Genomic DNA, 26,746 nt, shown 5'->3' on the forward strand with positions numbered 1-26,746 from the left:
GAAGGCACCCCGCATCCTCTTCCGGGCATCTTAATTCTCCAGGCTCATACACTTGTCTGCGTCCTTAACTCCACTTCTGCACGAGGTTCCATTTGCGAATCCAGTCCCAATACGACATCCACTTCGAGTTGCAGAAGCCCACGCCCATCGTCTCGATGCTGCGTCTCCATACCAGCGTGCTGCCGACCCTGAAGGGCGTAGAGAACTGCACCGTCGAGTCCTCAGGCAGCGCGGCGCCAATCGCCGTCACAGAATATACAGATGTCTTCGATAACCGCTGTTCGCGCTTCGTCGCGCCTCCGGGCCTGCTGATGCTGCGCGGGAGCTACATCACTGAGTCTCCCGAGCTGCGTGACCCGCAGGGCTTCGGCCTGCCCACCACGCCAGTGGAAGATCTTCCCTCCGATGTGCTGCAGTTCCTCGTACCCAGCCGCTATTGCGAAGTCGACCGCTTCGGCGCCATCGCGCAGGATACGTTTGGACATCTGGGTAGCGGCTGGGCTCTCGCCGCCAGCATCCGCGACTGGGTGCACGAAAAGGTGAGCTTCAACTATCAGATGGCACGCGCCACCAAGACCGCCATGGACGTTTACACCGAGCGCGTCGGCGTCTGCCGCGACTTCCAGCATCTCGCCGTGACATTCTCACGCTGCATGAATATTCCTGCGCGCTACGTGACCGGTTACCTCGGCGACATCCGCCTGCCCTATAGCGGCGTTGGCGACTTCAGCGCCTGGTATCAGGTTTGGCTCGGCGGCAAGTGGTGGGACATGGATGCTCGCCACAATGATCCTCGTTTCGGCCGTACGCTGATGGCCGTTGGTCGCGATGCTGCCGACGTCGCCATCACCACCAGCTTCGGCAATGCGGACCTGCGTAAGTTCTGGGTGGACTCCGTCGAAATCGACGCTGAAGGAAAACCTGTCCCGCTTCCAGTGAAGTTCACCGCGGACAACGCCGTGCCTCCCCAGCCGACGACTGCGACCACCTAAAAGTAGAACGCCGAGCGAAACCGGATCACGCGGTTCGCCGCCGGGTTTGCATCAAAGAATGAGGTCAGTGTCGTCGACTTGCCGAAGTATGGCGACGTGAGGACCCCAATCGGTGGCCCCGGATTCACATGGTTAAATACGTTGTCGATACCCATGCCAATCTGTAGGCGATAGCGCTTCGGAGGAAGGTCAGCCTTCGCAACCGGCTTCGCGGGCGTTGCGGCATCACCTGGCTTGGCAGGAGGCGACGGTGGGGCGGGTGGACGCGGTCCAAAGTGGAAGCTCTTGCTTGCATAAAGTTCCGTATAGGCAAGACCCGGAGCGTTGCCATAGTTGATTGGGATGATCGTCTGGCCCGCTATCGGACTAGTATCGAAGTTCCCGAACGCCGTCTTCACCACCGAGCTGCGCGTGAGGTCTGTAGCAAACGCAGGGCGGTCGTTGTAAATGGTATCGCCATTGTTGTCCTGCCCCGTGGTGATGTCGAAGTATGTATGCCCACTGAGTGCGACAAAGCCGTTGATCTGAACATCCCATCCCGGTTCCGCGTTGAAGCCCGTGAACAGCTGCCGCGGCGAGTATCCACCAGCAAACGGACCTTTGTCCGCTGCTAGGTCATAGCTGTTCGATGCGAAGACATTTGCACCAAAGGCATCGGCGTCCTGGTGTGAAAGTCCTCCCCAGGCCCACACCGACAGCTTTTTCGTCAGGTTCAAATTGGGGTTGAAGCCAAGCGTGTGGCCGTTGCTGACGCCGCCCGAGGAAAACTGATACACATTCTGGTGCCCGCCCAGCGGACGCGTGCCGTTCGGCAGAGGCGCATTGATATTGAGCGAATCGAACTGATGAATCGAGCGCCGCTGCATGTACATCACGGAGAGACTGCCCCACTTGCCCAAGGAGTGGTCGACGGAGAGCAGCCCCTGCATCCGCTGCGAAGCGCGCAGGTGTGGGTCGATCTGATACACGGTTGAAGCCGAAGCCGAGAGCCCCGCCGTGCTAGGCGGTGTCGTCGTGTTCGGGTTGTATTGGTCCGAGCTTGGGTTCGCGAGATAGTACACCTGCTGCGACACACCATTCTGCCGTAGCGATTGCAGGATGTTTGAAGAGGTGAAGCGTGTGTAGAAGAAGCCCGCTCCACCCCGCACCACGAATATCGGTTCCTTCGCCTTGGCGTTACGTTTGAAGGAGTACGCGAACTCAAGTCGCGGCCCAAGGTCGAGATGGTCGGGGATCGCCGACTGGCTTTCAACGCGCAGCCCATACGTGAGCGTCAGGTTCGGCGTAGCCTTCCACTCGTCCTCGGTATACACTCCCAGATCGCCGGTGAGGAGCGAAGCTGACGGCTGTCCCTTCGACACCGTGAGCTGCGTCGCTCCGCCGCAGGTCGGCGTCCCATCGGTGCCGATCACGCAGGTGGCTCGGATAGTTGCATCGCTCGCACCTGCGGCCAGCCCTTGCTCCGTGAGCTGATACGCCGTAAGACTGTTGAAGGTGAACTGCCCGTTGTAACCCGCGCTCGAAAGGTTTGCATCGCGCGTAAGCCGATAACGGCCGCCCGTGCGGATGAAGTGTTTGCCTTCGGTGATCGAGAACTCCTCCCGAAACTCGAAACGGTCCTGGTTGTCGTCCAGCGCCTGCGAGTAGTTACCACCGCTGGTGAACGCTCCTTGCACCACAGTCGCCGTCGCGGACGAGTTCGGGTCCTGCCGGCTTCGCGTGCGGATGTACTGGAACGCAGAGTCCGATACGACCTTCGCCGAGAAGACATGCGTGTCCGTCATCTGGAGCGTCTGTGTGCGGGAATCGCTGTTGAATCCCGCCTCTGGCAGCACAAACTGACCAACACCGCCGTTCGTCGTACTGACATCGTTGAAGATGTAGCGTCCGATGAAGGTGTCCTTCGTGCCGAACTGACGATCGAAACGGATCGTATACATCTGACTGAGGATCGGAGCCGACACCGCGAGCGAAACAGGACCACTGAGCGTCGTCGCGTTGACGACTGCATTCTGAGCTTGATCGTTGCGCGTCATCGAGAAGAAATAAGAACTCTTCTTGCCGAGCGGCCCGCTGAGGTCTGCGTTGATATAGCTGTTGTGATACGCAGGCTCAGGGCCGTTGTTATACGGATTGTTGCCATTCAGCGCCTTGTCTCCAAAGTTGCCTGCAACATCGCCCTGCAGCTTGTTGGTGCCGGGCTTGGTGAATATCTCAATGCGGCCGCCACCGAACTGATCGAACTGTGCCGACATTGGGTTCTGGTTGATGCGAATCTCGCGAATATTCTCCTTCGGCGGCATCGCTCCGCCGGAAAATCCATCCACGAAGATCTGCGGCGGGTTCGTCGGATCGGTACCCGCCAGAGCATTCAACTGCTGCGTCATCACGGCCGGATCGTCCGAGAAGGTGTCGAGCTTTTTGCCGGAGAAGACCAGCGCGCTCTTGTTAGCCCCACCCTCCGTGCTCAAACCCTCTTCGCTGTTGACCTGCACCTGCTCCTCTTCCGAGGCAACCGAGAGCGTAACGTTCAGCGTGGCATTCTTTACCGAAAGCGAAACGGCGTTGCGAATGACTGTGCGAAAGCCTTCCGCTGAGACGATCAGCTGATAGCTTGCAGCTGGAACCTGCAGACTGTAATGTCCCGTTTCGTCCGTGTTCGTCTCGCTATCTTGACTGGGAGAGTGCAGGTGCAGCGTTGCATGAGGAATCGCTGCGCCTGAAGGATCGAGCACCGCACCACTGACGACGATCTCGCCCGTCGCCGCAGCCTTCTGCGCAAAGGACAGCCTGGAGCGGCACAACACGAAGAGGCATGCGCACAGAAGTTGCGGGATACGTTTCATAAACTTTCCTGGAGAGCTAACTGAAATGCTATCTGCGCGTTTAGACCACCTATCCTAAAGACGGTTAGGTCAGAGCTGAAATTATTTTCAAAATTCTTTCTTACCGTGTAACCAAAAAAGACGCCCCGAAATCTCGGAGCGTCTCTCCATCGAGCTCGACTAGTTCCTCAGCGAGAAGCCACTGCAATCGGAGAAGCCTTCTCTCCGGCATGGAAGTTCGTCCACGGGCCTGCCTTCATATCATGCAGGATCGGCTTCTGCCAGGCGAACTGAGGATGCTCCACAAAGTACGGTGCTGCGAAAAAGTCTTCTCCGCAGGGATGTCCTGCGCGCGCAATGAAGCTCATCTTCTCCGCCATGTTCGCGTCCATCACCTTGCCTGTAACAGCGCCCGAAGCAGCGAAGGGAGGATTGTCCCACACCGGCTCGCCGATCGACGAGGTCTCTTCATGTCCGCACAGACTGCGCTTGCCGGCTTCGATCTTCTTATCGAAGCTGTCGTAATGGTCGGAGAGGTACGCCTCAGCGAGAGCGGTATCGAGCTTGCCATAGTGCTTCTGCATGAACTGCTCGGCAGTGATATGGCGCGCGTTCATCGAGCTCGACATGTTCTTCGGATCAAAGCCACTGGTGTCGTCCTTGATGATCGCCGGGTCGGCAACAAAGTTCGCCGAGACGAAGTAGCCGTCCTTCTTCTTTGTCAGCGGCGTGTGGTGAAGTCCCAGTTCGAGGTAGGCGATCTCGTTCGTCTTGCGATCGCCGATCATCCACGAGTTCGCGTAGCCGCCGTTGTTGCCCTTGCGCATGATCGCCGCGTACTCGTCGATCGAGGTCGCATATTGCATGGCCTTACGCGAGCGCTGGAACTCCGGCGTAGCGTTGGGATCGAAGACGTTGATCTGCGGCAGCGTGGTTTCAGTGATCATCAACCCGCTGGCATTGACGCCGAAGTCGTCCTGGCTGGTGATGATGCCCGCCGCGCCGTCCATCAGGAAGTGCTGGCCCTTGCTGGGCACGATGTCGAAGATGTAATTCCAGCGCTCGCCTTCGGCATACGAAGACCAGTTGCTGTGCGCTATCACGATCTTGCCGTCCTTCGTCGCAGACCCCGTAGCGATAAAGGCGCTGCATTTGCCGGGAGCCTTCGCTCCAGCAGGCACAGGCTTCTTCTGCTTCTGCAGCATCCACGGAAGGTAGTAATCCGTCAGTTCAAGCTGTCCGTTCATCGCCACAACGTCCCAGACATCAAGCTTGGAGCCGTGCGCCTTCAAGCCATCCGCGATGCCCTGCAGTTCGGCCTGATATTCAGGGTCGAGGTGGGGCCACAGCACCGTCTTGCCCGCGTCGCGAAAGAAGGCCCAGTCTTTGTGTAGCGTCGTCTTGTTCTCGAGTTGGAATACATGGAGGTTGTCTTCGATCTGCGCGGTGAGCAGATACCCATGCTGAAACCCGATCTGTTCCGGCGTCCCAGCAAGATGAACGTAGGTCCAACCACCCTCGTCGAACTTATAGGCACCGTCGAGGCGACTGTCCGGCGCGGGTGCGGCAAAGGCGGCGATAGAGCTGAAGGCAAGTAAGGCGAGGGCTGCAAGGCGCATAGCAGAGGTCTCCTACGTGAAGCGTGAGTTGAGTGTATGCGAAACAAGCCCAGCCGCGAACGGGAAAACACTTTGGCTGCAAGGAACGGAGTGCGACGCTCGGCCTCGCGGTGCAGCATACTGGTTATGACGAATCTTTCGAGTATTTTCAGCGCTGAGACAGGACTTACGACTATGGCAAAACAGAACAGCAATGCGGCGACCCCGGTCTTTGCGGGCAAGGCGTGGCAGCAGGTGCTGGCCCGCGATGCGTCCGCAGACGGACAATTCGTGTATGCCGTGAAGTCCACCGGAATCTACTGTCGGCCAAGCTGCGCCAGCCGCAAGCCGGAGCGCAAGAACGTCAGCTTCTTCCCGAACCCCGCGCTGGCCGAGGCCGCTGGCTTTCGCGCCTGCCTGCGCTGCGAGCCGCTGCTCGCCGCGCCGAAGGAAGATCCGCAGGCGGACGCCATCAAGAAAGCTGCCGAGTACATGGCCGCACATGCGGGACAGCGCAAGTCGCTGGACCAGGTCGCAGAGGCTTCCGGCTTGGGCCGCTTTGCCTTGCAGCGCGGCTTCAAGCGCGTGCTGGGTGTTACGCCTGCGGAGTTCGCTCGCGAGCAGCGCAAGGACCGTTTCCGCGACAAGGTGCGTGAACCGAAGCTGCGCGTAACCGACGCCGTGTACGAGGCGGGATTCGGCTCCAGCAGTCGGGTCTATGAAAACGTTGACGCGTTGCTGGGCATGAGTCCAACCGCGATGAAGCTGGGCGGCGCTGGGGAGACGATTCGCTACGCCATGGCAGAGTCTGTGCTGGGCCGCGTGTTAGTGGGGACGACCGAGCGCGGACTGTGCGCCGTGCTGTTTGCCGAGTCCGACGCAGAGGCAGCAGTGGATCTGCGCGAGCGGTTTCCGCAGGCAGTGTTGCGGCGTGACGATGCCGAGCTGAAGGACGCCGTCGAGTTTGTGGTGGACCGGCTATACGAGAGCTCTTCTGCAAGCACGCTTCCCTTCCACGTCCGCGCTACAGCGTTCCAGCGGCGCGTGTGGGAGGCGCTGCTGGCTATTCCACGCGGTGAAACGCGAACCTACGCCGAGATAGCCGAAGCGATCGGCTCTCCTAAGGCTGTGCGCGCTGTAGGAACAGCCTGCGGAGCGAACGTGCTGGCCGTGGTGATTCCCTGCCATCGCGTGGTGGGGGCCGATGGTCGACTGACCGGTTATCGCTGGGGTACGGAGCGTAAGCGGCAACTTCTAGAGATGGAGCAGGAGTCCTAACGAGGTCCGGACCGCAACAAGTTCGGCGTAAAGGCGTCTAAAATTGACGTAGCTGCTTCTTGGCAGCGCGCCTCTGCGCTTACAGGTCCTCGCTCGATGAAACTGCGTCCCGTTGTTCTGGTTCTCCTGATCCTGGCTGGCTTTTACTACCTGACGTCGCGGCTGATTCCTCAGGGCGCGCTGGCTGACATCATGGAACACAAGCTGGCCGAGACAAAGGGCCTGATCGTGAGTGGACCGATCAACCACTTCGGTCTCACCGAAGCCAACGCCGCGCCGACCGTCGATGCGGAGGAGCAGCAAAATATCGGCGTCTACAAGAAGGCGCTGCCTTCGGTGGTGAACATCACCTCGACGCAGGTCGCGTACGACTTCTTTTACCGCGCGTATCCACAGCAGGGACAAGGTTCCGGCTTCATTCTCGACAAAGACGGGCACATTTTGACCAACAACCACGTGGTCGAAGGCGCGCAGCAGGTCGAAGTAACACTTTCGAATCAGAAGAAGTACAAGGCGACTGTTGTAGCTGTCGATAGGACGCACGACATTGCGCTGCTCCAGATCCATAACGTAACGAACCTGGAGCCTGCGACTCTGGCGGATTCAGCTGGCTTGCTGGTAGGACAGCGTGTGTACGCGCTGGGCAATCCGTTTGGCTTCTCGGGCACGATGACGCGCGGCATCATCTCGGCGCTGCGTGCGGTGCAGCTGCCGAGTGGCGTGAAAATCGACAATGCGATCCAGACGGATGCTTCGGTGAATCCGGGCAATTCCGGCGGGCCGCTGCTGAACTCGCATGGAGATGTGATCGGCATCACGACGATGATTGCGACCAATCCGAACGGCAATGCGGATCAGTCTGCTGGTATTGGATTTGCGATCCCGATTGCTACGGCGAAGGCTGTTCTAGGCGACTTCGCCAAATACGGTCATGTTCGTCGGCCTTCGCTGGACATTGTGACGATTCCGATTGGGCCGGATATTGCGGAGGAGCTTGGCTTGCCTTCGATGCCGGGAATCCTTGTGGAACGAGTACTTCCGGGCGGAGCAGCCCAGATTGCGGGCATTCATGGCGGAACGCAGCGCATGTATATGGGTAACGAGCCGGTGATGCTTGGCGGCGATCTGATCGTCGGAATGGACGGCGATGAGGTTGCTTCTCCGCAGGATCTTGGCAACGCGCTGAATGAGCATCATCCTGGCGATGTGGTGACGATTGTGGTTTTCCGGGGACAGAAGAAGATGTCGTTCAAGGTGACGCTGTCGGATGCGAAAGAAACCGCGAATGGGCAGACTGCCTGACCCCTCCCCCCTCTCCCCCTGACTTTAAGTCCTAAAGTCTTGACGGGCTGTGGGTTAGGTCTGGACTTCGGGCCAGCAGACTGCAGTGAAAACTGTCTTGCTTTTGCGCCTTTACTTAATTATAGAAGATTGGGATGGGCAAACATCCATTGCTATTCTCTTTTGAATGTGTTGGTTAGAAGATTTGGGGGTCGACAGGTTTTGGTGGCGTTGGCGGCCTCCAAGTCCATTGCGGCGGTATCGGTTGGAAAGAGGCAAGCGGTATGCACAGCGATGGGCGTTTGCGGGGTCCTTCGACTTCGTTTGTCGCAAGATGCCGCGCCAAACTCCGCTCAGGATGACAGCTTCCGATTAGGGCAACGGTACGGAACTCCAGCAGACCAGAGCAGAAGCAGAACGGCCCGGAGCTTTGGAAGCTCCGGGCCGTTCCAGGTTCAGGTGAGGTTTAGAAGAACAGCTTGGCGTTGAACTGCATCTGACGTGCCGTGTAGAGGCCGTTGTTCGTGCCGCTGGTGGCGCCGAAGGCAGCGAGACGCTGCGCCACGGTGGTGCCAGTGCTGAGGTTCGGGTTGGGGGCGATGCAGCCCTGTAGGACAGAGCCGGTGGGGACCGATGTGTTCTGGCAGGTGACGGTGACGGTGCCGGTGGAGCTGGTACCTGCGCCGCTGAGGTACTGCGACAGGGTAGCCACCTGGCCGGTGACGACGGTGTGGTTCAGGAGGTTGAAGGCATCCGCCTGGAACTGCATGTAGATCTTGCCGTGGATGGGGAAGTCGCGGGAGACGCGGAAGTCGAAGTCGTTGAAGCCCACACCGATGATGCTGTTGCGACCGACCTGGGGAGGACGACCGGTCGTGGCTACACCCGAGCCAGAGCTCATCGCGCCGCCGTAGATACCGCCGTCGTCGCCGTAGCTGGAGGCGCTGGTCGAACCGGAGTAGACCGTACCGCTCATGGAGAGGAAGAGAGGCTGACCGGCCGAAGCGATCTCCGAACCGGAGAAGGTCCAGTCGTCGATAGCGTGCTTCAGGATGCGGTTGCTCTCGAAGAGGCGCGGCTTGTAGACGAAGGTGAGGGTGAAGCGGTTGCGGATGTCGATGTCGGACAGGCCGTTTTCTGCGCGCTGGTTGTTGGGATCGAGCGCCGGGTCGCCGCCGTAGAAGGTGCCGTTCGCGCCGCCGACCTGGCCGGTATCGCTGGCGTGAGACCAGGTGTAGTTGAGGATGGCCTCAAAGCCGTTGGCGAAGGGGCGGCGGACGGTTGCGGCTGCCGAGTTGTACCAGGTGTTGGCCTTGGAGAAGCCGACGTTGTAGGTAGCGATGTTCGGGTTAATACGGTCAGAGGGCAGGTAGACGGGAACAGTCAGCTGCTTCGTCACGTTGTTGTTGATGTCCTGCACGTTGTAGGTGCGGAGACCGTGGGGCGTCTGACCGAGCAGGTTGGCATCGATGAAAACCGGCAGACGCATACCGCGGGTGCCGACGTAGCCAACGGAGAGGGACATCTTGCCGGGAAGCGCCTGCTCGACGGAGAGATCTGCTTCGTGCGCGTAGGGCGGAACGAAGTTGGGGTCCAGACCGTGGAAGCTCTGAGCACCGGCGAGCGCAGGGCCGTTGACCGTGGGAACGGTGCCGCCGTTCGGAACGAGCGAACCCGAGATCGAAGGGCCGGTCGGCTGGAAGGGAACGTTGGGGAAGCGGAGCGTAGCTGCCTGCGTACCCGTTCCGGGGACAGCGTTGCAGGAGACGGTGGTGGTGGCAGTCTTGGTAGCACCGCAACCGGCGTAGTTGTAGTTGATCTGGACGACGCCGTTTTCTACGCGGTCAGCATAGTAGGTGCTGCCCTGGTTGAGAGCGGAGAAGAGACCGTAGCCACCGCGAACGACGGTACCGGTGTAGGGCTCCCATGAGAAGCCGACGCGGGGCTGAACGCGGTTGAGGACGTTCTTGATCTGCTGGCTATAGGTGGGGAACGGGTTGCCGTAGACCAGCGGGTTGATGCCCGCGGGCGGGGTGGTGTACTGCGGAGCGGGGGTGAGCTGAACGTCGTAACGGACGCCAGCAGTGAGGGTGAAGTTGTGAGCGAGCTTCCACGTGTCTTCGGCGAAGCCGTCGATCATGTTCATGTAGAAGTCGTCCTTACCCTGCTGACCGGCTGCGGTGTTGATGCGGTCGACGGTCTGGACGAAGCTGGTGTAGTGGTAGCCAGCGAAGGGATCGGTATCGCCTGCCTGACCAGCGAACGCATCCTGCACGTAGGACTGGAAGTTGGCGTTGTTGTTGGTACCGGAGTAGCTGTAGATGCCGCCGCCCTGGAAGAGGTTGATCATGACCTCGTGGACGTTGTTGTAGTCGCCACCGAACTTGAAGGTGTGGTGACCGTGGGTCAGCGAGAAGACATCGGTGAACTGGATGCGGTGCTCGTCGGGCTCCGCTACGCGGGGCAGAGCGTTGGGCATGCCGAAGGTGACGAGGCCAGTGCCGACCGAGGGTCCGGGAGCGTTGGCACCGGCGGTCTCAAGATCTCGACCGTACTGGAAGTGGATCTGGTTGACGGCATTATTGCCGATCTGGGTGGTGAGGCCGGCGACGAGAAAGCGCTCGTGGTAGCTGGTGGGCGCGTTGGTCGAGGGCGAGCTGTTGGTGAAGGTGTTCGCCGGGCTGTAGCCGTAGGTGGAATCGAAGTCGACGAAGTTGTAGTCAACGAAGGCATCGTTCTTCGAGTTGATGTGCCAGTCGACGCGCGGGAAGAAGAGGTTCTGCTTCTGGAAGCGGCCGGGGGCTGCGCTGGACTGCGCCTGCAGGAAGGTGATAGCGGAGAGACACTGGGTGGCGGTGATGCCGAAGGTCTGCGTGTAGCCGGTGGTTCCGACGACCGGGCACTGCGCCGGAGACGCGGTGTTGTTGGTGGTGTAGGAGCCGGTGGAGGTGGGGGTGATGGTGTTGGAGTCCGAGTAGAGGACGCGGCCGACCTTGCGGAAGCCGTCATAGGTGAAGAACAGGAAGAGACGGTCCTTCATGATCGGGCCGCCGATGGAGCCACCGAACTGGTTCTGCTGGTGGATGGGCTGCGTGAGCAGGAAGGGCGTGCCGCCGTTGTGCAGGGCCTGGAACTTGCTGTAGGGATCGAGCGCGTTGAGGTCGGGGTAGCGGAGCAGGTAGAAGAGATCGCCGTGGATGGCGTTGGTACCCGACTTGGTGATGGCGTTGACCTGACCACCAGCAGCCTGACCGAACTCGACGGAGTAGTTCGAGGTTTCAGCCTGGAACTCCTTGATGGAGTCGATGGAATAAACGTAGGGTGCGCCGGAGGAACGGCCGCGAGCCTCAGAGAACAGCATCTGGTTGTTGTTGGAACCGTCGACGTAGTTCTGGTTGTAGAGGCCGGAGATGCCGTGGAAGCTGACGAGACCGGAGCCGCCGTCCTGAACGACGTTGGGGGTATTGAGAACGAAGGCCGACCAGTTGCGGGTGGCGACGGGGAGGTTCTCAAGCAGAGCGGGATCGAAAGTCTGCGAGACTTCGGTCTTCTGGGTGTCGAGGATGGGGGTCTCGGAGGTGACCTCAACGACGGAGGCTACGGAGCCAGCGGGCAGGGTCTCGTTGATGGTGAGCACCTGGCCGACGGTGAGCAGGAGGTTCTTCTGGTCGACCTTGCCGAAGGAGGCGCCGGTGGCGCTGACGGTGTAGTGGCCGGGAACGAGGAATGGGGCGTTGTAAAGGCCGGCGCCGTCGGTGGTGAGCGTACGGGAGACGCCGGTATCGGTGTTGGTCACGATGACCGTGGCGCCGGGGACGGCAGCGCCCCCATTGTCGGTGATGGTGCCGGTAATGTTGCCGTTACCAGAGGTCTGGGCGGCAAGCGGTAGAGCAGCAGCGAAGGCAAACGCCGAACAGAGAGCGGCGGTACGCAGACGGGCTGAGAAGAGGTTAGACATAGGTTGGCACTCCTGAAGTGTGTTGCGATTGGGATTCCCCTTGCGGGGAGGCCTTGCGAATCCCACGGCGATCGTGCGCCTGCGGGTTCAGTTAGCGAGATATTTCGGTTTTAAGTGACAAGACTATGCTCTCTGATCGACGGGGGAGTGTCAATCAAAAGCGCGTGAATTGAAGGTCGCAGGGCGATTGTTCTGAGGGGAATGCGGGGCGTCTGGGCGGAAAACCAGAGCCCTAGTGGAGGGTTTTGGGGATGACGGCGTACTGGAGGAGGGTTTCGAAGGGGACGACGTTCAGGGTGGCCTCGTGGGTGGATTCGAGGACGACGGGGCAGGCGGCTCCGGCCTGGACGACCTGCAGCCAGCGGGCAGCGCAGACGCACCACTGGTCTCCGGGATGGAGGCCGGGGAAGCCGTACTGCGGCATGGGCGTGGAGAGGTCGTTGCCGAGATGGGCGGAGACGGCGAGGAACTCCTCTGTGACGACGCAGCAGACGGTGTGCATGCCGAGATCGTTGGGCCCGGTGTTGCAGCAGCCGTCGCGATAGAAGCCGGTGACGGGGTCAGCGCTGCAGGGTTCGAGGGGTTGGCCGAGCACGTTCTTCTTCGGAGCCATCTGCGGATCGGTCGTTGCCATGAGGTGATTGTAGAGGAACAACGGAGTGAGCAGACGGAAGTGAGGAGACAGGAGTGAAAAGCAACGGAGAAGAGGAGATCGCGGCGTGATTACGCGACTGTTTGCTCACTGCTGTCTATTGTCTGCCGGTCTACCGGCAGGGTGACGCGGATGGTGGTGCCGCGGCGGGCGGGGTCGACGGAGCTGCGGAGGCGGAGATGACCGCGCTGCTCTTCGACGATGCCACGGGTGACCCAGAGACCGAGGCCGGTGCCGCGTTCGCCCTTGGTGGTGAAGAAGGGCTCGAAGATGCAGGCGAGGTTGGAGGCATCGATGCCGTGGCCGTTGTCGGCGATGACGATGGAGGCCATGTCGCCTTCTGTTGCGGAGTTGACGAGGCGGGCGCGGATGTAGATGTCGCCACCGGAGTGGGTCATGGCTTCGAGGGCGTTGGCGACGAGGTTGGCGAAGACCTGGCGGAGCGAGGGCTCGTAGTGGGCGTTTTCGATGCCGGGGCCATAACGCGTATGCAGCGTGATATTGTGCTGCGAGGAGCGGGAGTCGAAGAGCTGCACGACTTCTTCGAGCATGGAGCGGAGGTCGAGGGTTCGGCCGGGGATCTTGCGATAGAAGCTGAGCGTGGAGCGCGTGATGTGGCCGACGCGTTCGAGCTCACGGGCACCGATGCCGAGCAACTCCTGCGCCTGCGGAGTGAGTTCCTGGTCCTGCAGCAGAAAGAAGATGTTGGTGAGGGCTTCGAGGGGGTTGTTGATCTCGTGCGCAAGGGTGTTGGCCATGCGGCCGGCGGCGGCGAGGCGCTCGGAGTTGATGAGCCGCTGCATGAGGTCGGCAGTCTCCTGCTCGGCTACTTTGCGAGCGGAGATGTCTTCGACGACCCAGAGGACGGTGGTGGTTCCGTTTCCGTCACCGTCGCCGTCGTGGTTGAGCATGGAGACGGTGAGCTGCGCTGGCAGGGTGCTGCCGTCGGAGCAGACGATGGTGCGTTCGACACGATAACCGCTGCGCTTGCCTGCGAGGAGCTCAGCATAAAGCTCGGCTTCGATAGCGTTTTCGCCGGTCATAAGGAAGTCGTGCAGGTTCATCTGGAGGAGCTGATCGTGGGGGACGTTCAGGCACTCGGCGAGACGCTGGTTGACGAGCAGGAACCTGCCATCGGTGGTGGTGTGAGCCATGCCGACGGCAGCCTGGTTGAAGGTGGCGGAGAAGCGCTGCTGCGCGAGTCGCAGCTCGGCTTCGGTGCGGAGGCGTTCGTGACGCCGTTCGGCGTCGGAGAGTTCGCGCTCGATGGCGGGAAGCAAGCGCTCGAGGTGTCCCTTGAGGACGTAATCGTGGGCGCCGGCGCGCATGGCGCTGACGGCGGAGACCTCGTCGATGGTGCCTGAGACGATGATGAAAGGGATATCGTGGCCCAGCTGCTGCATGATGCTGAGGGCATCGCGGGCACCGAAGCTGGGAAGCGTGTAATCAGCCAGGATGAGGTCCCACGGCTTACGCTCCGCGAGGGCGTCGCGCAGGGCGTCGGCGGTTTCGATACGACGGAAGTCGATGTCGTAACCGGCGCGCGTCAAGTGACGGCGCAGCAAGAGAGCGTCCTCCTCATAATCTTCGATGACGAGGACGCGCAGAGGCCTGGTATTCGGATTTAGATCGTCGGTGGGCATTGATTCAGGAGCAGCCAGTACATGCCGAGCTGCCGCGTGGCCTCTGCGAAGTCGGTGAAGTTTACCGGCTTGCGGATATAGCTGTTAACCCCGAGACGGTAGCTGGAGACGATGTCGCGCTCCTCGTCGGATGAGGTGAGGACGACAACGGGCATCAGCGCGGTCTTATCACTGGCGCGGATGTTGCGGAGGACCTCAAGACCTTCAACCTTGGGCAGCTTGAGATCGAGCAGGACGAGCTGGGGCGCGTTGCGCTTGCCGTCAACGATCTCCTGCATAAAAGCGATGGCTTCGGCGCCGTCGCGGGCTACGTGAATATCGTTAGCAACGTTGGCTTTGCGCAGGGCGCGAATGGCCAGAGCTTCGTGATCGGGATCGTCTTCCACAAGTAGGATCATGGGCATCAGCTATTTCTCAAGACGGTGAGTACTGCGTGTTAGGTTCAGCCGGCGATGGGGCCGTCGGCGAGGGTGAAGTAGAAGTTGGCACCTTTACCAGGCTCGCTGAAGGCGCCCATGCTGCCATGGTGACGGCGGATGATGCGCGAGACGGTCGCGAGCCCGATGCCCGAGCCTTTGAAGTCACGATCACCGTGCAGCCTCTGGAAAGCGGTGAAGAGGCGGTCAACGTACTGCATGTCAAAGCCGGCACCGTTGTCCTGAACAAAGTATACGGTCTTCCCTGCCAGCTCGCCGGTGCCGGGACGGCCGCCGAATTCGATCTGCGGATCGGAGACCTTCGAGGTGAACTTGAGGGCGTTGCCGATGAGGTTTTCAAGTACATTGCGCAGCAGGCGGGAATCGCCGTTGGCGTGCAGACCTGGCTGTGCAGTGAAGGTGACCGACCGTGCTGGCTCGGCCCCCTTGAGCTCCTGAAAGACGAGCGTGGCCATCTGGGAGAGATCGATGTCCTCGTGCTGGAGCTCGGTGCGGGTGACGCGGGAGAGTTGCAGGAGGGCGTCAATCAGCGAGCCCATCCGCTGAACCCCTGCGCGGACGCGATTGATATAATCCTGACCTTCTCCGGAGAGCTTGTCGGCGAAGTCCTCCTGCAGCGCGAGGGAGAAGCCGTCGATGGTGCGGAGCGGAGCGCGAAGATCGTGGGAGACGGAGTAGCTGAACGCCTCAAGCTCTTTATTGGAGGATTCGAGCTCGCGGGTGCGGAGTTCGACGCGCTTTTCGAGATCGGTATTGAGGAGGGCGATCTCGGCGGCGCGGTCGGCAAGGGTCTGACGGTCGCGCAGGACGCGGATGAGCAGCTCAGCGGCGGCGGCGAGCAGGAAGATATCGAGCAGAGAGGCGCTGAAGAAGCTGACCCAGACGAGAACTTCCGCGTGGTGGACTTCGCGGGTGCGGTCGTTGAGCAGCCGCTGCTCTTCCTCTTCGATCCGATCGATGCAGTAATAGACGCTGGGTAGGCCGTCGGGCGAATCAGAGAGGGAAGGCTGCAGCGCGGTCATATCGAGCGGCCCCGCCATGCCGCTGCGCATGGCGACGGCAGTCTCCAGCGCGGCACGCTTGATGAGGATGCGCTTTTTGAGATAGAGGATGCGGTTCTGCTGAGCAGGATTATCGATGGTCAGCTTTTGCAGTTGTACAAGCTCGGAGTCGATGGTGCCCTTGGCCTGATGAAAGCGCTCGACGTAGGAAGGGTAGCCGGTGAGGAGGTAGGCGCGGACGGCGCTGTTGCCCTGACTGATTTCGAGATCGATTGCGCGGGTGTGGGTGATGACTTCGAGGGTATGAGCGCGCCACCCCTGCACCAGAAAGAGGGTGTGCAGGGTCTTGACCGCAAACAGGGTGTTGAGCAACACCACAATCATCGCGCCGAACATCGCGACGCGATACCAACCGCTCGTTCTCATACGGACTCCATCGAGTCTTGATGCGAGTTTCATGTCGATGGTTGCCTTTGCGATTTGGAGGCTTAGTGGAGCGGATTGTCTTCCAAAAGCATACGGTACGGCCAAGGGCCGTACCGTATGCAGAGAAAAGATTGGATTAAAGCTACCTGGAGGTCATGGCCAACTGCTGCTGGTATTCCTCGTAGGGGCCCTTATGGTCGGTGATGTGGAAGTTGTCGGGGCCGCCTTCGAAGTGCCAGATGTGGGTGCCGGCCTCTTCGATCAGGTCCTGATCGTGCGTGACGAGGAAGACGGTGCCTTCGTACTTCTGGATGGCCTGGTTCAGGGCGTTGATGCTCTCAAGATCCAAGTGGTTCGTTGGTTCGTCGAGGACGAGGACGTTGGGCTTCTGCAGCATAATCTTGCAGAAGAGCAGGCGGGCGGCTTCGCCACCGGAGAGCGCGTCGGTCTTCTTGAGGCCCTCTTCGCCCTTGAAGAGCATCTGGCCGAGGATGCCGCGAATGTCTTCCTTGGCGGCCTTGGGGTCGTACTGGTGCAGCCAGTCCTGGGCGGTCATGCCCATCTGGATGCTGCCCTTGTGGTCCTGAGCGAAGTAGCCGATGGAGACCTCGTGGCCCCACTTGACGGTGCCGGAGTCGATGGAGACGTCCTTCTCTTCGACGCCAGGGCCGTTGGCGAGCAGGGCTTTGAGCAGCGTGGTCTTACCCTGACCGTTGCGGCCGATGAGGACGACCTTCTCCCCGCGCTGAACGATGCCGGAGAAGTTGTTGATGACGTGCTCGGTCTTGCCGTTGGGCTGGGCGTAGCTCTTATTGACCTTCTCGAACTCGAGGACGGTCTTGCCGGAGGGGCGCTCCAGCTTGAAGGCGATGTAGGGGCGCGCGATGTTGGAGCGGGCAAGATCGCTGGTGGCGAGGCGCTCGACTTCCTTCTTACGCGAGTTCACCTGCGAAGAACGTGTACCGGCGGAGAAGCGGGCAATGAACTCATTGAGCTGCTCGATCTTCTTTTCGCGCTGCGCGTTCTGGCTCTCGATGCGGCTGCGGACTTCGGTCTTCTGGAGGACCATCTCGTCGTAACCACCGGTGTAGGTGATGATCGTCTCGTAGTCGATGTCGGCGATGTTGGTGCAGACATTGTTCAGGAAGTGACGGTCATGCGAGATGGTGATGACGGTGCCCTTGTAGCGGACGAGGAAGTCCTGGAGCCAGTGGATGGATTCCAGATCGAGATAGTTCGTAGGCTCATCGAGGAAGAGGGCGCCGGGGTTGCCGAAGAGGGCCTGCGCGAGCAGGACGCGGACCTTCTGGCCGCCCTGGAGCTCGGACATCTTGCGCTCGTGGAGCTCGTCGGGGATGTCGAGGCCCTGGAGCAGGACGGCTGCATTGGCTTCGGCTTCGTAGCCGTCCTCATCGCCGACGGTTCCTTCGAGCTCGCCGAGGCGGGAGCCGTCTTCGTCGGTCATCTCGGGCTTGTTGTAGATGACCTCGCGCTCTTCGAGGGCCGCCCAGAGGGCTTTGTTGCCCATGATGACGGTGTCGATGACGCGGTAGGCGTCGAACTCGTACTGGTCCTGCTTGAGGACGCCGAACTTGCGGGGGCGAACGACGGTGCCCTTCTGGGCGTCGATTTCGCCGGTGAGGACCTTCATGAAGGTGGACTTGCCGGCGCCGTTGGGGCCGGTGAGGCCGTAGCGACGGCCGTCAGTAAACGTCACGGAGACGTCTTCGAAGAGGAGCTTCGCGCCGTAGCGCATGGTGACATTGGATACAGAAATCATCACTACTATTTTCGCATGGACGCGGGCCAGTGATGAAGGCAGCCGCGTGAATCGTGGCGATTTTGCTGGCTTAAACGTGCTGGCCGGACAGAAGTCCGGCCCTGGTCGTGAAAAAAGGTGGGTCGATCAGGGTAGGTGAGCCTGTGCTTAGAAGCACTCGCCGCAGGGTTCCTGCCGAGCGGCAGACTTGCGGTTCTTTGCGACGAAGTATTCAGCAGCAACAAGAGATACAGGCAAAAGAAGGAAAAGGATATCCATACGCCCTCCTAAAGGGTGTTCGTGCCGGAAAGGTTGAAGGTTTCAGGTGACGCACGCTTGTGGCTGCGTGCTTATGTATGTATAGACGCTCGACGGGAGCGAAGAGTTACATAGAATTTTTCGTGAGGCGGAACCTAAGGAAGGAAAGAAGGGAGGCGGCGTGGAGTCCGCACTCCCTCTGCTGATTGGATTACTGGAGGCCGCCGGAGACTCGAATTACTTGGCCGGTGATCCAGCGGGCTTCATCCGATACGAGGAGCGCGACGGCGTCGCCGATATCGGAGGCCTCGCCGATGCGGCCAAGCGGCGTCTGTGCGAGCATGCCGACTACGAAGGGATCGTCCATCTTGATGCCCATGGAGGCAAAGCCTTCGGTGTTGACTGGGCCGGGGTTGACAGAGTTGACGCGGATCTTCAAGGGACCAAGTTCACGCGAGAGAACCTGGGTGATGGTGTCGACCGAAGCCTTGGTAGCCGCATAGATCGAGGTTCCAGCACCGTTGACGTGGCTGGCGACGCTGCCGATGTTGATGATGCTGCCACCCTTGTCTCCGAAGGCAGATGCGGCGGCCTGCGAGGCCAGAAGGAGACCGAGGACGTTGGTGTCGAACTGGCGGCGATACTCGTCTTCGGTAAAGGCGGAGAGCGGGCCAAAGGCGTAGACGCCCGCGTTGTTCACGAGGATGTCGACGCGTTGGTAGGTCTTGAGGGCCTCGGTGAAGAGGCGGGTGACGTCTGCGGACTTCGCGACCGAGCCTTGCACGGCGATGGCCTTGCCGCCGGCGGCTTCGATCTCGGCTACGGTTTTATCCGCGCCGGACTTGTCGGAGGAGTAGTTGACGACGACGGAGGCGCCATCCCGTGCGAGGGACTTTGCGATGCCTGCGCCGATGCCTTTGGACGCACCGGTGACGACGGCGACTTTACCTGCGAGCTTGCTCATGGGGTGAACCTCTTCTCTTTCGAATTCGGAAAGCGCCGGATAATTCGACGCACATCGAATTGATGTCGGAGAAGAGCCAGAGGATGCGGAACGTTTCGATAAATGTCGAAACAAGTTTGCGGGCGGGGCCTAGTCGCCGATGAAGCGAGCCAGTTCGTCGAGATAAGCCCGCCAGACGTGGCGCGCGAGCCGGTAGGAGGGATGGGGGCCTGCGGTGGCGATCTCGATCAGGCCTGCGTCCCGGAGTTCTCGGATGTGATGGGCGATGGTGGCGGGACGGAAGGGGTCATGCGCATAGAGCTTGCTGGTGGGGAGATTGGCGTTGGACGCAATCTGCTGCAGGATGGCGAACCGGTACGGATCAGCGAGGGCCCGGGCGATAGCGTAAGTCTGGTCGGCTTGCATTTTCGGAAAAGTGGCAACCATATTCATCGGATGGCTGCCTGAGGTCGCTCGTTATCTGGCGGCGTTTATTCGTTCGTGCCTCACGTTCGCAAATGGGAATGGCGTTCCTGTTTGGGCGAGACTGCGTTACGAAGAGGGAGATAGGCACCGAGTGCAGGGTGGGCGTATAACGGTGGGGTTTCCAGAGAAAGCAATAGGAGAGTGCCATGAGGACCAACCTGCATTTGGTGTTTCCCGGGAGCTGTACAGAGGCGTTTGCGTTCTACGAGACGGTGTTCCAGAGCAAGAGCACCTTCAAGATGACGTACGGCGAAGCGCCTGCGGAGATGCCAACGCCCGAGGGAGCAAAAGACCTGGTGATGCATACGGCAATGCCGCTGGGGAGCATGACTCTGATGGGCTGCGATGCTCCGCCGCATATGGGCGAGCCGAAGATGGGCGGATTCCATATTTCGGTAGACATGCCGGACGAGGACGAGGTGCGGCGCATCTTCGCCGCACTGAGTGAGGGCGGGAGCGTGCAGATGCCCCTGACGCCGACCTTCTGGACGCCTCTGTTCGGCATGTGCAAGGACAAGTTCGGTGTGGAGTGGATGGTGAGCGTTCCGGGGCCGGAGATGTAGCGCTTCGCTGCTTCTGGTAGTCTGCGCTTTACGATGACTCCGCAAGCACCTATCAGTTTTCACCGCGCCGAGTATGGAGGCGAAGCCATTTCAATGATGCGTTGCCGCTGGTGCGGACGTGGCCTTGATGGCGAGTTCTTTCGCGCGAACGGGGACATGATTTGTGCGGTGTGTGCGGAGCGGGCGCGGGCGGCACTGCCGCGCAACGACCGCAATGTGTTTGCGCGAGCTGCGGGTGCAGGGGTTCTGACAGCTCTAGCTGCGAGCCTGGTGTACCTGATGCTGGTGCGGCTGATGAGCTTCGATCGCTATGGATTTGTTATGGCCTTTGGAGCGATCGGCGTGGGCTACGCGATTGGCTATGCGATGCGACAGAGTGCACGAGGCGCAGGCGGGAGGCGCTATCAATGGACCGCTGCGGTACTGACGTATGTCGCGATCACCGTTGTGTTTTCAGCCATGACGCTGGCGGTGGCAGACCTGCCGTTTTGGGCGTATCCGGCTCTGGCGCTGGCTCCTGTAGCCGATTTGTTTCTGGGGCATTTTCAGCTGGGCGCGACGGAGATCTTCTTTGCTTCGATCGGGATTCGATGGGCGTGGGGGTTGCTGCGGGCGCATCCGCTGAAGGTGACGGGGCCGGAGCGGCTGGTGGCGGTGGAAGAGCCGGGGAAGTCTGTGGCCTAAGAGTTGCCGATGAGGACGCCCGCGGCGAAGACGAGGCCTCCGCCGACGATGACCTGAATGCAAGAGAGCGCGAAGCCGGTGGCCATGTACTTGTAGCGAATCCAGGAGATGACCAGCAGCTCCAGCCCGACGACGAGGTAGGCGAGGGTGAGCGCGGTGTGGACGTTCTGGATGAGGAACGGCAGTGTGTGCAGGAAGCCGCCGAGGAAGGTCATACCACCGGTGATGAGGCCTCGCGCGACTGGGTTCCCGCGGCCGGTGAGCGCGCCGTCGTCGGAGAGACCTTCTGAGAAAGCCATCGAGATGCCCGCGCCGACGGCGGCAGCGAGGCCGACCAGCAGAACGGTGTGGGATTTATGCGTGGCGAAGGCCGTCGCGAAGATGGGGGCGAGCGTGGAAACGGAGCCGTCCATGAGGCCAGAGAGGCCTGGCTGCACGACGCGGAGGAGGAACTGCTTTTCGTCTCCGTTGGCGCCGGAGAGCTTACTGAGGTCAGAGAGGATTTCGCTCATATTTCTATTTTGAAGCATGAGCGCGACGGCCTAAATGACGAATCGGACAGGCTTTTGATGGCACTGTCCGATTCGGGGATTTCGAGATGCGGTTGAGGTCAGGCCTTCGGTTTATCGGCTGCGGTTCCCTGCTTTGGAGCTTCGGTAAGCAGGTCGATCTCGTAGTTGCGGCCGAGCCAGCGATCGCCGTCGGCCCAATGCAGGGTGAAGACGATGTTGCCGCAACCATCGCCGGTGGTGGGGATGTCGAGATAACTGCCGGCGCGACCGACATTGCGGGAGTCCGCTGCGTTTTTGGTCGCCCAGTTGTCGAGGGTATAAACCACACGGAAGGGGTTGGGATCCATGATGCGCAGTGTGCCGCCACACGCCATCGCGCTGATGGGCCGCGAGAGCTGGAAGATCTGCAGGTTGCTCTTGAAGGTGCGCTTGCCCGAAGGCACCGCGTAGCGCTCTTCGACGACGGAGATGCGGTCGAAGACCTTGCCATCGGTGACGGAGCGGAGCAGCTTGAGGTACTCGGCATGGGCCCAGACGAGGGGCTGAGCTGAGCCTGCGGAGCGACCGAAGAACATGCCCTTGTCGGGGATATCGGCGTAGTCCCAGATTTGCTCGGGCAGCATCTTGCCGCGAGAGCTGAACTGCTCGAGAGCGGTGATGTAGAGCGAGACATCGTTGCCTGCGGCGAGTTCGTAGTGAGCTCGTTCGCCGGTCATGATGGGCCATGCGCGACCCTGGCCGGAGCCGTTGTACGGTCCGCCATCCTTCTGCTGACCGTAGCCATCGTGGTTGTAGCGACGCCAGCAGGGGCCGTACGGAGTGTCGATTTTGAGGATCTTGTCGACGACCTTCAGCGAGTGGATGATGAGCGGGTCATCGGCGCGGCGTACGCCGTAGCGGACGAGTTCGAGGAAGCCAGCGTCGATGATCTCGCGGGCTTCGAAGTCAAATTTTTCGCCGGGTTCGCGGTTGGAGATGTGCAACATGCCGAGCGGGATGTCGTTATTGTGGAACGGCTCGCCTTCAGCAGGCGGACGAATCCGCATGTAGTGGTACGGCACGTCGGGGTCGAGGATGCCGCGGTTCGTGGTGGTCCACTCATCGAGGTGGGCTTCGAGCCAATCGGCGTAGTCGAGCAGGAACTGGCCAAGCTCGGACTGGGCTGCGTTGTTCCCTGCGCTTCCCTGCGCGCTGGCGATGTCCGCTGCGCATACGAGAGCGGATATGACGGTGGCGAGAGTGGAGGGCGAGTAGCCGGGGTTCTCTTCCCAGCGCTCCTGCTGCGTGACCGGAGCGTAGCGCACCAGGAAGGAGGAGGCGGCGGCGACGAACGGCAGAATGTCGAAGTTGCCGAGGCCGTCGGCCTTCCAGAGACGCCACGCAAGCATGATGGGAAACGCGACTTCGTCGAGCTGAATACCCTGCCAGTAGGGCGTACCGTCGATCCAGAAGTTCTGCGCAAAGCCGCCGTCGGGATGCTGGGTGCAGGCGAGGTAGAGCAGAGCGCGGAGAGCGGTATCAACGCGGCCGCAGGCGAGCATGGCGGTGGCGGACTGCACCATGTCGCGGGTCCAGACGAGGTGATAGCCGCCGAGGTCGTCGTCGGACTTGGAGGCTCCCCAGGGAATGGAGGCGGAGGCGATGAAGGCGCCGGAGTAGCTCTTGTCTTCGTGGGTGAGGATGACAGCATGCGAGGCACGCATGAGCTTGCCGCCGTCGGTGGAGGCCGCCTCAAGCTGGACCGGGGGCAGGGCTCGCTGCCACTGGGCGATGAAGCGTTTGCGGAGATCGTCGTAGGGCTGCGCGAGCGACTCCATCATTCCGGTGAGAGCGGAGTGGTGGCCTTCGCCGGGGGCGATGGCGATGGTGAACTCGCGATACCGGGCGACGTCGATCTCACCCATCAGCGCGAGGTTGCCCTCGAGCGCCTGGCCGAAGTTCCAGGCCATGCGCATGTGGTGGAGGAGATCCTGATAGCCGTCGCTGGTGCCGACGTAGCCGCAGCTAGAGCGAGAAAAACCACAGCTGACGCCGAAGGCGAGCGAGAAGCGGTTCTTCCAGGCGAGCATGCAGCGCTTACCGGCGACATCGAGCGAGCGGGCGGAGTTGCCGTTGCCGCCGCCATCGAGGTGGGGCGCGAGCAGGGCGTAACACTTGAGCTTGGAGAGTACAGACTCGTCGCCGGTGATCTTCACGTTCATCAGCACGACGGCGTGGTGCGGGTTGGAGATGAACTCCTTGGTGACGGTGTAGCGGCCGGTGGGGTCTGTGGCCTTTACACGAACGGCGAGCGCGTTGTGGTCGATGTACTCGAAGTCGTAATCGAAGTTGCGCTTCTCTTCGTGGAAGAAGGTGGCCTCATCCGTGAAGAGGAGTTCCATGTCGCGGGTCTGCGGCCGGTCGATGGTGGGATAGTAGATCTCGTTCAGCGTGCCATGGGAGAGGGTGTACCAGATGCGGCTACTGGCGGCGTAGGCTGTGGCGACGGCGTCTTTGCGGCTGGAGGTCCAACGTGGCTCGAGGCCGGGGCCTCCAAAGGCGGGACCGTCGTCGTCCAGCCACCGATAGTTTCCGATCGAATCGCTCATTGCGCTTAAGACTACAGCCGTCGCGGTTCGGATACAGGATGTCAGCAGAAATTAACCTCGAGTTACGCTTACCGCACAGCGGGATCGGAAACACGGAGAGGGCGATGTTGATGGGGCGGTGGTAGGCTCAATTTGTCACGCCGAGGCGATGCCGATATGCATCCAATCGGTGATGTGGGTTCTACCGGGCTAAGACTCGTGGAGCCAAGGATCTGCGGAGGATGCCCTCCGCTACTACTGGCGGCGGTCCTGTTGACCGCGCCTCAACGCAACCGAAACACATTTTGACGAACGACAAAGGAGCAACTCCGTGGCCTTCGAACTACCTCCCCTTCCTTATGACTACGCTGGACTCGAACCGACGATCGACGAAGCGACGATGAAGCTGCACCACGACAAGCACCACCAGACGTACGTGACGAACCTGAACGGCGCGGTGGAGAAGTATCCCGACCTCGGCTCGAAGACGCCTGAAGAGCTGGTGTCCGATTTGGCGAGCGTGCCTGAGGACGTGCGTACTGTCGTCCGCAACAACGGCGGCGGCCATGTAAACCACACCATGTTCTGGGAGATCATGAAGCCCGGTGGCGGTGGCGAGCCGAGCGGCGACATCGCTGCCCAGATCAAGGCCGACTTCGGTGACTTTGCGGACTTCAAAAAGAAGTTCAACGAGGCGACCGCAAAGCAGTTTGGCTCCGGCTGGGGCTTCCTGGTGTTCAAGGGCGGCAAGCTGGAGATCGTGACGAAGCCGAATCAGGATTCGCCGCTGTCCGATGGCCTGTACCCGATCCTGGGCAACGACGTCTGGGAGCATGCGTACTACCTGAAGTACCAGAACAAGCGCCCCGACTACCTCGCAGCCTGGTGGGATGTCATCAACTGGGCCGAAGTGAACAAGCGTTTCGCGACGGCGAAAAAGTAGCGTTTCGCTGGAACGGAAGAGGCCGCCTTGGGGCGGCCTCTTCGTTTGTGGTGAGAGCCTTTCTTATCGATGTACTGAAGCCATGACCGACTGACCGGTAAGGTACTGGTGCGCGTGGGCCAGCTCCGGAGCGGCGGCGTCGGCGTTGCGCCAGGCGTCAAGGAACTTCACATATTCGTCGCGGGCGATCTCGGTGTGGTGTTCAGCCTCGCTGCTGAGAGCCATGCCGTAGAGCGCGAAACCGGAGTTGGGGCGGTCGGCGAGAGCTGCAGCGAAGGCTGCGTGCGCGCCTTCCGCGTCGCCTGCGTTAAGCAGGGCGAAGCCTTCGGTTTCGCCGACGGGACGGATGTAGGTTGGCGGCTCGCGGTAGCCTAACTTCTTCTCTTCGAGCGCGGCCTGGGTGAAGAGCTTCTTCGCTTCCGGCAAATTCTTTTGATCCGCCAGGATGGAAGCTCGGAGTTCCAGCGACATGATGGAGAGGCTGGCGAGCAGCGGCTCGGGCATGGCATCCGGCATGGACATCGCCATGACAGGGTCACCGGGCTTGGGCTTTTTCTCCTCAGGCTTCAGCTCGTCCTTGATGGCCTGGGTCTTGTGCCAGAGATCGGCGTCGAGTTCGTTCGAGGTCGCCTGTGCGGTCTTGAGGTCGCCACTCTTCACCGCCAACATGCCGGTAGCGAAGGTCTTCAGTTCACCGGAGAGAAAGACGAGGTTCTCGAGCTTCGCATCGGGCTTGCTATCGGCGAGCAGTGATTCGACGGCGCGCCAGTTGCCCGTGCGCAGAGCAATAGGCAGCTGCGTGTTGACGCGCGTCATGCTGTCGCGAGGAGCGAAGGTGTAGAGCGTGTCGACGAACTCGCCGCGAGCGCCAGCGAGCTTGCCGGACAGCGAGGAAGCCTCCTGCAGCTTGCCTTCCTGCATGAGGTTGTCGATGCCGTACATGAGGTTGTGGACGTAGTTCCAGTCGTCGTCGACCGCGACGTGCTGTGCGCGCATGTAGGCTTCATCAACGGCGGTGGACTTCGCAAACCAAATGTCGGCATCGGCGTAGTCGCCGGTGCGATAGAAGATATGGCCGGGCATGTGGACCATGTGGCCGGAGGCGGGCGAAAGGCTCGCGAGGCGCTTGGCGCTTTCGATAGCGCGCTCGGGGTGATTGCTGGGCTCCATCGCGTGGATCCAGTAGTGGTTGACGGCGGAGTCGTTCGGGTCGGTCTTGAGGACGTCGGCGAGGATCTCGATAGCCTTTTGCGTGCCGGGCTTAGGGTCGCCTGCATCGGTGTAACCGTCTTCGAGCGATAGAGCGAGGAAGATCTTCGCCTGATTGTCTTTGGGGTCCTTCGCGACGGCCTTGCGCCAGAGCTGGGTGGCCTTCGATTCGACCTTCGGGTCGGGCGGTGCGCTGCCCTGATCCTGGTCAGCGACCGTGGCTTCTATGTAGAGCCGTTCCTGCTTGCTGGCGTGGCTCTTCAGTGCAACCGCTTTATCGAGCGCGTTCTTCGCGTAACTACTCTTGTTATCTGTGTGGTAGAAACCCATCGCGCCGGAGAGTCCCCAGTAGCACATGGCACACCTGGGATCGACGCGGATGGCCTGCTCGAAGGAGCGGGCGGCCTCGTAGTTCCAGAAATCGTGCTGCTCGTTCAGTCCCTGGTCGAACCACATCTGCGCTTCGGGGGTTGCGATGATCTTGAGGTGGCTGTTGCCGAGGCCGTCGATCCTGAGGGGCGCGGGCAGGCTCTCTGGCGGAGGCACCGCGACCATTTTCCCCATGTCATGGCCGGACATGCTCATCTGGGAGGAGCCCGGGACCGTAATCAAGAGGCAGCTGCAAAGTGCGGTCAGAAGTGCTGCAGACTGACGGACAAGAGCGGAAGAGCGGAAGGTTTTACAGCGCATGAATACCTCTTCGCCGTCTTTTTGAACGAGTGATCGTTAGA

19 protein-coding genes are annotated in these 26,746 nt (G+C 60.8%); 6 read left to right on the forward strand and 13 right to left on the reverse strand.

The window, feature by feature from the left end; translation table 11 throughout:
* Positions 1 to 92: 92 nt before the first annotated feature.
* Complete coding sequence (locus OHL14_RS15860) at positions 93 to 992, forward strand: transglutaminase-like domain-containing protein (RefSeq protein WP_263380349.1); 900 nt, start codon at positions 93 to 95, stop codon at positions 990 to 992.
* Here OHL14_RS15860 and OHL14_RS15865 read toward each other — a convergent pair.
* The gene (locus OHL14_RS15865; RefSeq protein WP_263380350.1) at positions 989 to 3,838 is read right to left on the reverse strand and encodes a TonB-dependent receptor; all 2,850 of its coding nucleotides are present in this window, start codon (positions 3,836 to 3,838) and stop codon (positions 989 to 991) included. The two genes, OHL14_RS15860 and OHL14_RS15865, sit on opposite strands and share 4 nt — an antisense overlap.
* A gap of 167 nt (positions 3,839 to 4,005) precedes the next feature.
* A complete protein-coding gene (locus OHL14_RS15870) occupies positions 4,006 to 5,436 on the reverse strand; it encodes a C45 family autoproteolytic acyltransferase/hydolase (protein WP_263380351.1) in 1,431 nt (476 codons plus the stop codon).
* A gap of 174 nt (positions 5,437 to 5,610) precedes the next feature.
* Between OHL14_RS15870 and ada the strand changes: the two genes are divergently transcribed.
* Both ada and OHL14_RS15880 read left to right on the forward strand, forming a co-directional pair.
* Positions 5,611 to 6,693: a bifunctional DNA-binding transcriptional regulator/O6-methylguanine-DNA methyltransferase Ada gene (ada, locus tag OHL14_RS15875; protein WP_263380352.1), complete on the forward strand. Its 1,083-nt coding sequence runs from the start codon at positions 5,611 to 5,613 to the stop codon at positions 6,691 to 6,693.
* 96 nt (positions 6,694 to 6,789) lie between these two features.
* Positions 6,790 to 7,995: a S1C family serine protease gene (locus OHL14_RS15880; RefSeq protein ID WP_263380353.1), complete on the forward strand. Its 1,206-nt coding sequence runs from the start codon at positions 6,790 to 6,792 to the stop codon at positions 7,993 to 7,995.
* A gap of 445 nt (positions 7,996 to 8,440) precedes the next feature.
* On the opposite strand, the gene OHL14_RS15885 is transcribed toward OHL14_RS15880, so the two are convergent.
* The 8 genes from OHL14_RS15885 to OHL14_RS15920 all read right to left on the reverse strand — a co-directional run bounded on the left by OHL14_RS15885 (position 8,441) and on the right by OHL14_RS15920 (position 19,504).
* Positions 8,441 to 11,932 carry a TonB-dependent receptor gene (locus OHL14_RS15885; protein ID WP_263380354.1) on the reverse strand — a complete coding sequence of 1,164 codons (3,492 nt, stop codon included), beginning with the start codon at positions 11,930 to 11,932 and terminating at the stop codon, positions 8,441 to 8,443.
* 232 nt (positions 11,933 to 12,164) lie between these two features.
* The gene (locus tag OHL14_RS15890) at positions 12,165 to 12,566 is read right to left on the reverse strand and encodes a DUF2237 family protein (protein WP_263380355.1); all 402 of its coding nucleotides are present in this window, start codon (positions 12,564 to 12,566) and stop codon (positions 12,165 to 12,167) included.
* A gap of 89 nt (positions 12,567 to 12,655) precedes the next feature.
* On the reverse strand, positions 12,656 to 14,227 hold the full coding sequence (locus OHL14_RS15895; protein WP_263380356.1) for a hybrid sensor histidine kinase/response regulator: 1,572 nt from the start codon (positions 14,225 to 14,227) through the stop codon (positions 12,656 to 12,658).
* Entirely contained in the window at positions 14,209 to 14,625 is a 417-nt protein-coding gene (locus tag OHL14_RS15900; RefSeq protein ID WP_263381142.1) for a response regulator, read from the reverse strand. The genes OHL14_RS15895 and OHL14_RS15900 overlap by 19 nt, the downstream gene beginning before the upstream one ends.
* A gap of 44 nt (positions 14,626 to 14,669) precedes the next feature.
* Positions 14,670 to 16,091, reverse strand: a complete 1,422-nt coding sequence (locus OHL14_RS15905) for a sensor histidine kinase (RefSeq protein ID WP_263380357.1) — start codon at positions 16,089 to 16,091, stop codon at positions 14,670 to 14,672.
* 142 nt (positions 16,092 to 16,233) lie between these two features.
* Positions 16,234 to 17,871, reverse strand: coding sequence for an ABC-F family ATP-binding cassette domain-containing protein (locus OHL14_RS15910; RefSeq protein ID WP_263380358.1), 1,638 nt, complete (start codon positions 17,869 to 17,871; stop codon positions 16,234 to 16,236).
* A 448-nt stretch (positions 17,872 to 18,319) separates the two neighbouring features.
* A complete protein-coding gene (locus OHL14_RS15915; protein ID WP_263380359.1) occupies positions 18,320 to 19,072 on the reverse strand; it encodes an SDR family NAD(P)-dependent oxidoreductase in 753 nt (250 codons plus the stop codon).
* Positions 19,073 to 19,201: 129 nt separating this feature from the next.
* Entirely contained in the window at positions 19,202 to 19,504 is a 303-nt protein-coding gene (locus OHL14_RS15920) for an ArsR/SmtB family transcription factor (RefSeq protein ID WP_263380360.1), read from the reverse strand.
* A 179-nt stretch (positions 19,505 to 19,683) separates the two neighbouring features.
* On the opposite strand from OHL14_RS15920, the gene OHL14_RS15925 reads away from it, so the two are divergent.
* Entirely contained in the window at positions 19,684 to 20,100 is a 417-nt protein-coding gene (locus OHL14_RS15925; protein ID WP_263380361.1) for a VOC family protein, read from the forward strand.
* A 33-nt stretch (positions 20,101 to 20,133) separates the two neighbouring features.
* Positions 20,134 to 20,784: a hypothetical protein gene (locus OHL14_RS15930; protein ID WP_263380362.1), complete on the forward strand. Its 651-nt coding sequence runs from the start codon at positions 20,134 to 20,136 to the stop codon at positions 20,782 to 20,784.
* On the opposite strand, the gene OHL14_RS15935 is transcribed toward OHL14_RS15930, so the two are convergent.
* Positions 20,781 to 21,296 carry a VIT1/CCC1 transporter family protein gene (locus tag OHL14_RS15935; RefSeq protein ID WP_263380363.1) on the reverse strand — a complete coding sequence of 172 codons (516 nt, stop codon included), beginning with the start codon at positions 21,294 to 21,296 and terminating at the stop codon, positions 20,781 to 20,783. The genes OHL14_RS15930 and OHL14_RS15935 overlap by 4 nt on opposite strands.
* A 98-nt stretch (positions 21,297 to 21,394) precedes the next feature.
* The gene (locus tag OHL14_RS15940) at positions 21,395 to 23,884 is read right to left on the reverse strand and encodes a glycoside hydrolase family 15 protein (RefSeq protein WP_263380364.1); all 2,490 of its coding nucleotides are present in this window, start codon (positions 23,882 to 23,884) and stop codon (positions 21,395 to 21,397) included.
* A gap of 310 nt (positions 23,885 to 24,194) precedes the next feature.
* Between OHL14_RS15940 and OHL14_RS15945 the strand changes: the two genes are divergently transcribed.
* Positions 24,195 to 24,806, forward strand: a complete 612-nt coding sequence (locus OHL14_RS15945; protein WP_263380365.1) for a superoxide dismutase — start codon at positions 24,195 to 24,197, stop codon at positions 24,804 to 24,806.
* 63 nt (positions 24,807 to 24,869) lie between these two features.
* On the opposite strand, the gene OHL14_RS15950 is transcribed toward OHL14_RS15945, so the two are convergent.
* On the reverse strand, positions 24,870 to 26,594 hold the full coding sequence (locus OHL14_RS15950; protein WP_263380366.1) for a tetratricopeptide repeat protein: 1,725 nt from the start codon (positions 26,592 to 26,594) through the stop codon (positions 24,870 to 24,872).
* Positions 26,595 to 26,746 lie beyond the last annotated feature (152 nt).

This window comes from Granulicella paludicola (genome assembly GCF_025685545.1).
Classification (GTDB): Bacteria; Acidobacteriota; Terriglobia; order Terriglobales; family Acidobacteriaceae; genus Granulicella; species Granulicella paludicola.

What these genes read in the sequence shown, in the direction of transcription:
- OHL14_RS15890 (WP_263380355.1), bottom strand. Translation starts at nt 12,566, where the DNA reads ATGGCAACGACCGATCCGCAGATGGCTCCGAAGAAGAACGTGCTCGGC.
- OHL14_RS15915 (WP_263380359.1), bottom strand. Translation starts at nt 19,072, where the DNA reads ATGAGCAAGCTCGCAGGTAAAGTCGCCGTCGTCACCGGTGCGTCCAAA.
- ada (WP_263380352.1), top strand. Translation starts at nt 5,611, where the DNA reads ATGGCAAAACAGAACAGCAATGCGGCGACCCCGGTCTTTGCGGGCAAG.
- OHL14_RS15930 (WP_263380362.1), top strand. Translation starts at nt 20,134, where the DNA reads ATGACTCCGCAAGCACCTATCAGTTTTCACCGCGCCGAGTATGGAGGC.
- OHL14_RS15940 (WP_263380364.1), bottom strand. Translation starts at nt 23,884, where the DNA reads ATGAGCGATTCGATCGGAAACTATCGGTGGCTGGACGACGACGGTCCC.
- OHL14_RS15900 (WP_263381142.1), bottom strand. Translation starts at nt 14,625, where the DNA reads ATGATCCTACTTGTGGAAGACGATCCCGATCACGAAGCTCTGGCCATT.
- OHL14_RS15905 (WP_263380357.1), bottom strand. Translation starts at nt 16,091, where the DNA reads ATGAGAACGAGCGGTTGGTATCGCGTCGCGATGTTCGGCGCGATGATT.
- OHL14_RS15870 (WP_263380351.1), bottom strand. Translation starts at nt 5,436, where the DNA reads ATGCGCCTTGCAGCCCTCGCCTTACTTGCCTTCAGCTCTATCGCCGCC.
- OHL14_RS15925 (WP_263380361.1), top strand. Translation starts at nt 19,684, where the DNA reads ATGAGGACCAACCTGCATTTGGTGTTTCCCGGGAGCTGTACAGAGGCG.
- OHL14_RS15910 (WP_263380358.1), bottom strand. Translation starts at nt 17,871, where the DNA reads ATGATTTCTGTATCCAATGTCACCATGCGCTACGGCGCGAAGCTCCTC.
- OHL14_RS15865 (WP_263380350.1), bottom strand. Translation starts at nt 3,838, where the DNA reads ATGAAACGTATCCCGCAACTTCTGTGCGCATGCCTCTTCGTGTTGTGC.
- OHL14_RS15935 (WP_263380363.1), bottom strand. Translation starts at nt 21,296, where the DNA reads ATGAGCGAAATCCTCTCTGACCTCAGTAAGCTCTCCGGCGCCAACGGA.
- OHL14_RS15880 (WP_263380353.1), top strand. Translation starts at nt 6,790, where the DNA reads ATGAAACTGCGTCCCGTTGTTCTGGTTCTCCTGATCCTGGCTGGCTTT.
- OHL14_RS15885 (WP_263380354.1), bottom strand. Translation starts at nt 11,932, where the DNA reads ATGTCTAACCTCTTCTCAGCCCGTCTGCGTACCGCCGCTCTCTGTTCG.
- OHL14_RS15950 (WP_263380366.1), bottom strand. Translation starts at nt 26,594, where the DNA reads ATGTCCGGCCATGACATGGGGAAAATGGTCGCGGTGCCTCCGCCAGAG.
- OHL14_RS15895 (WP_263380356.1), bottom strand. Translation starts at nt 14,227, where the DNA reads ATGCCCACCGACGATCTAAATCCGAATACCAGGCCTCTGCGCGTCCTC.
- OHL14_RS15920 (WP_263380360.1), bottom strand. Translation starts at nt 19,504, where the DNA reads ATGAATATGGTTGCCACTTTTCCGAAAATGCAAGCCGACCAGACTTAC.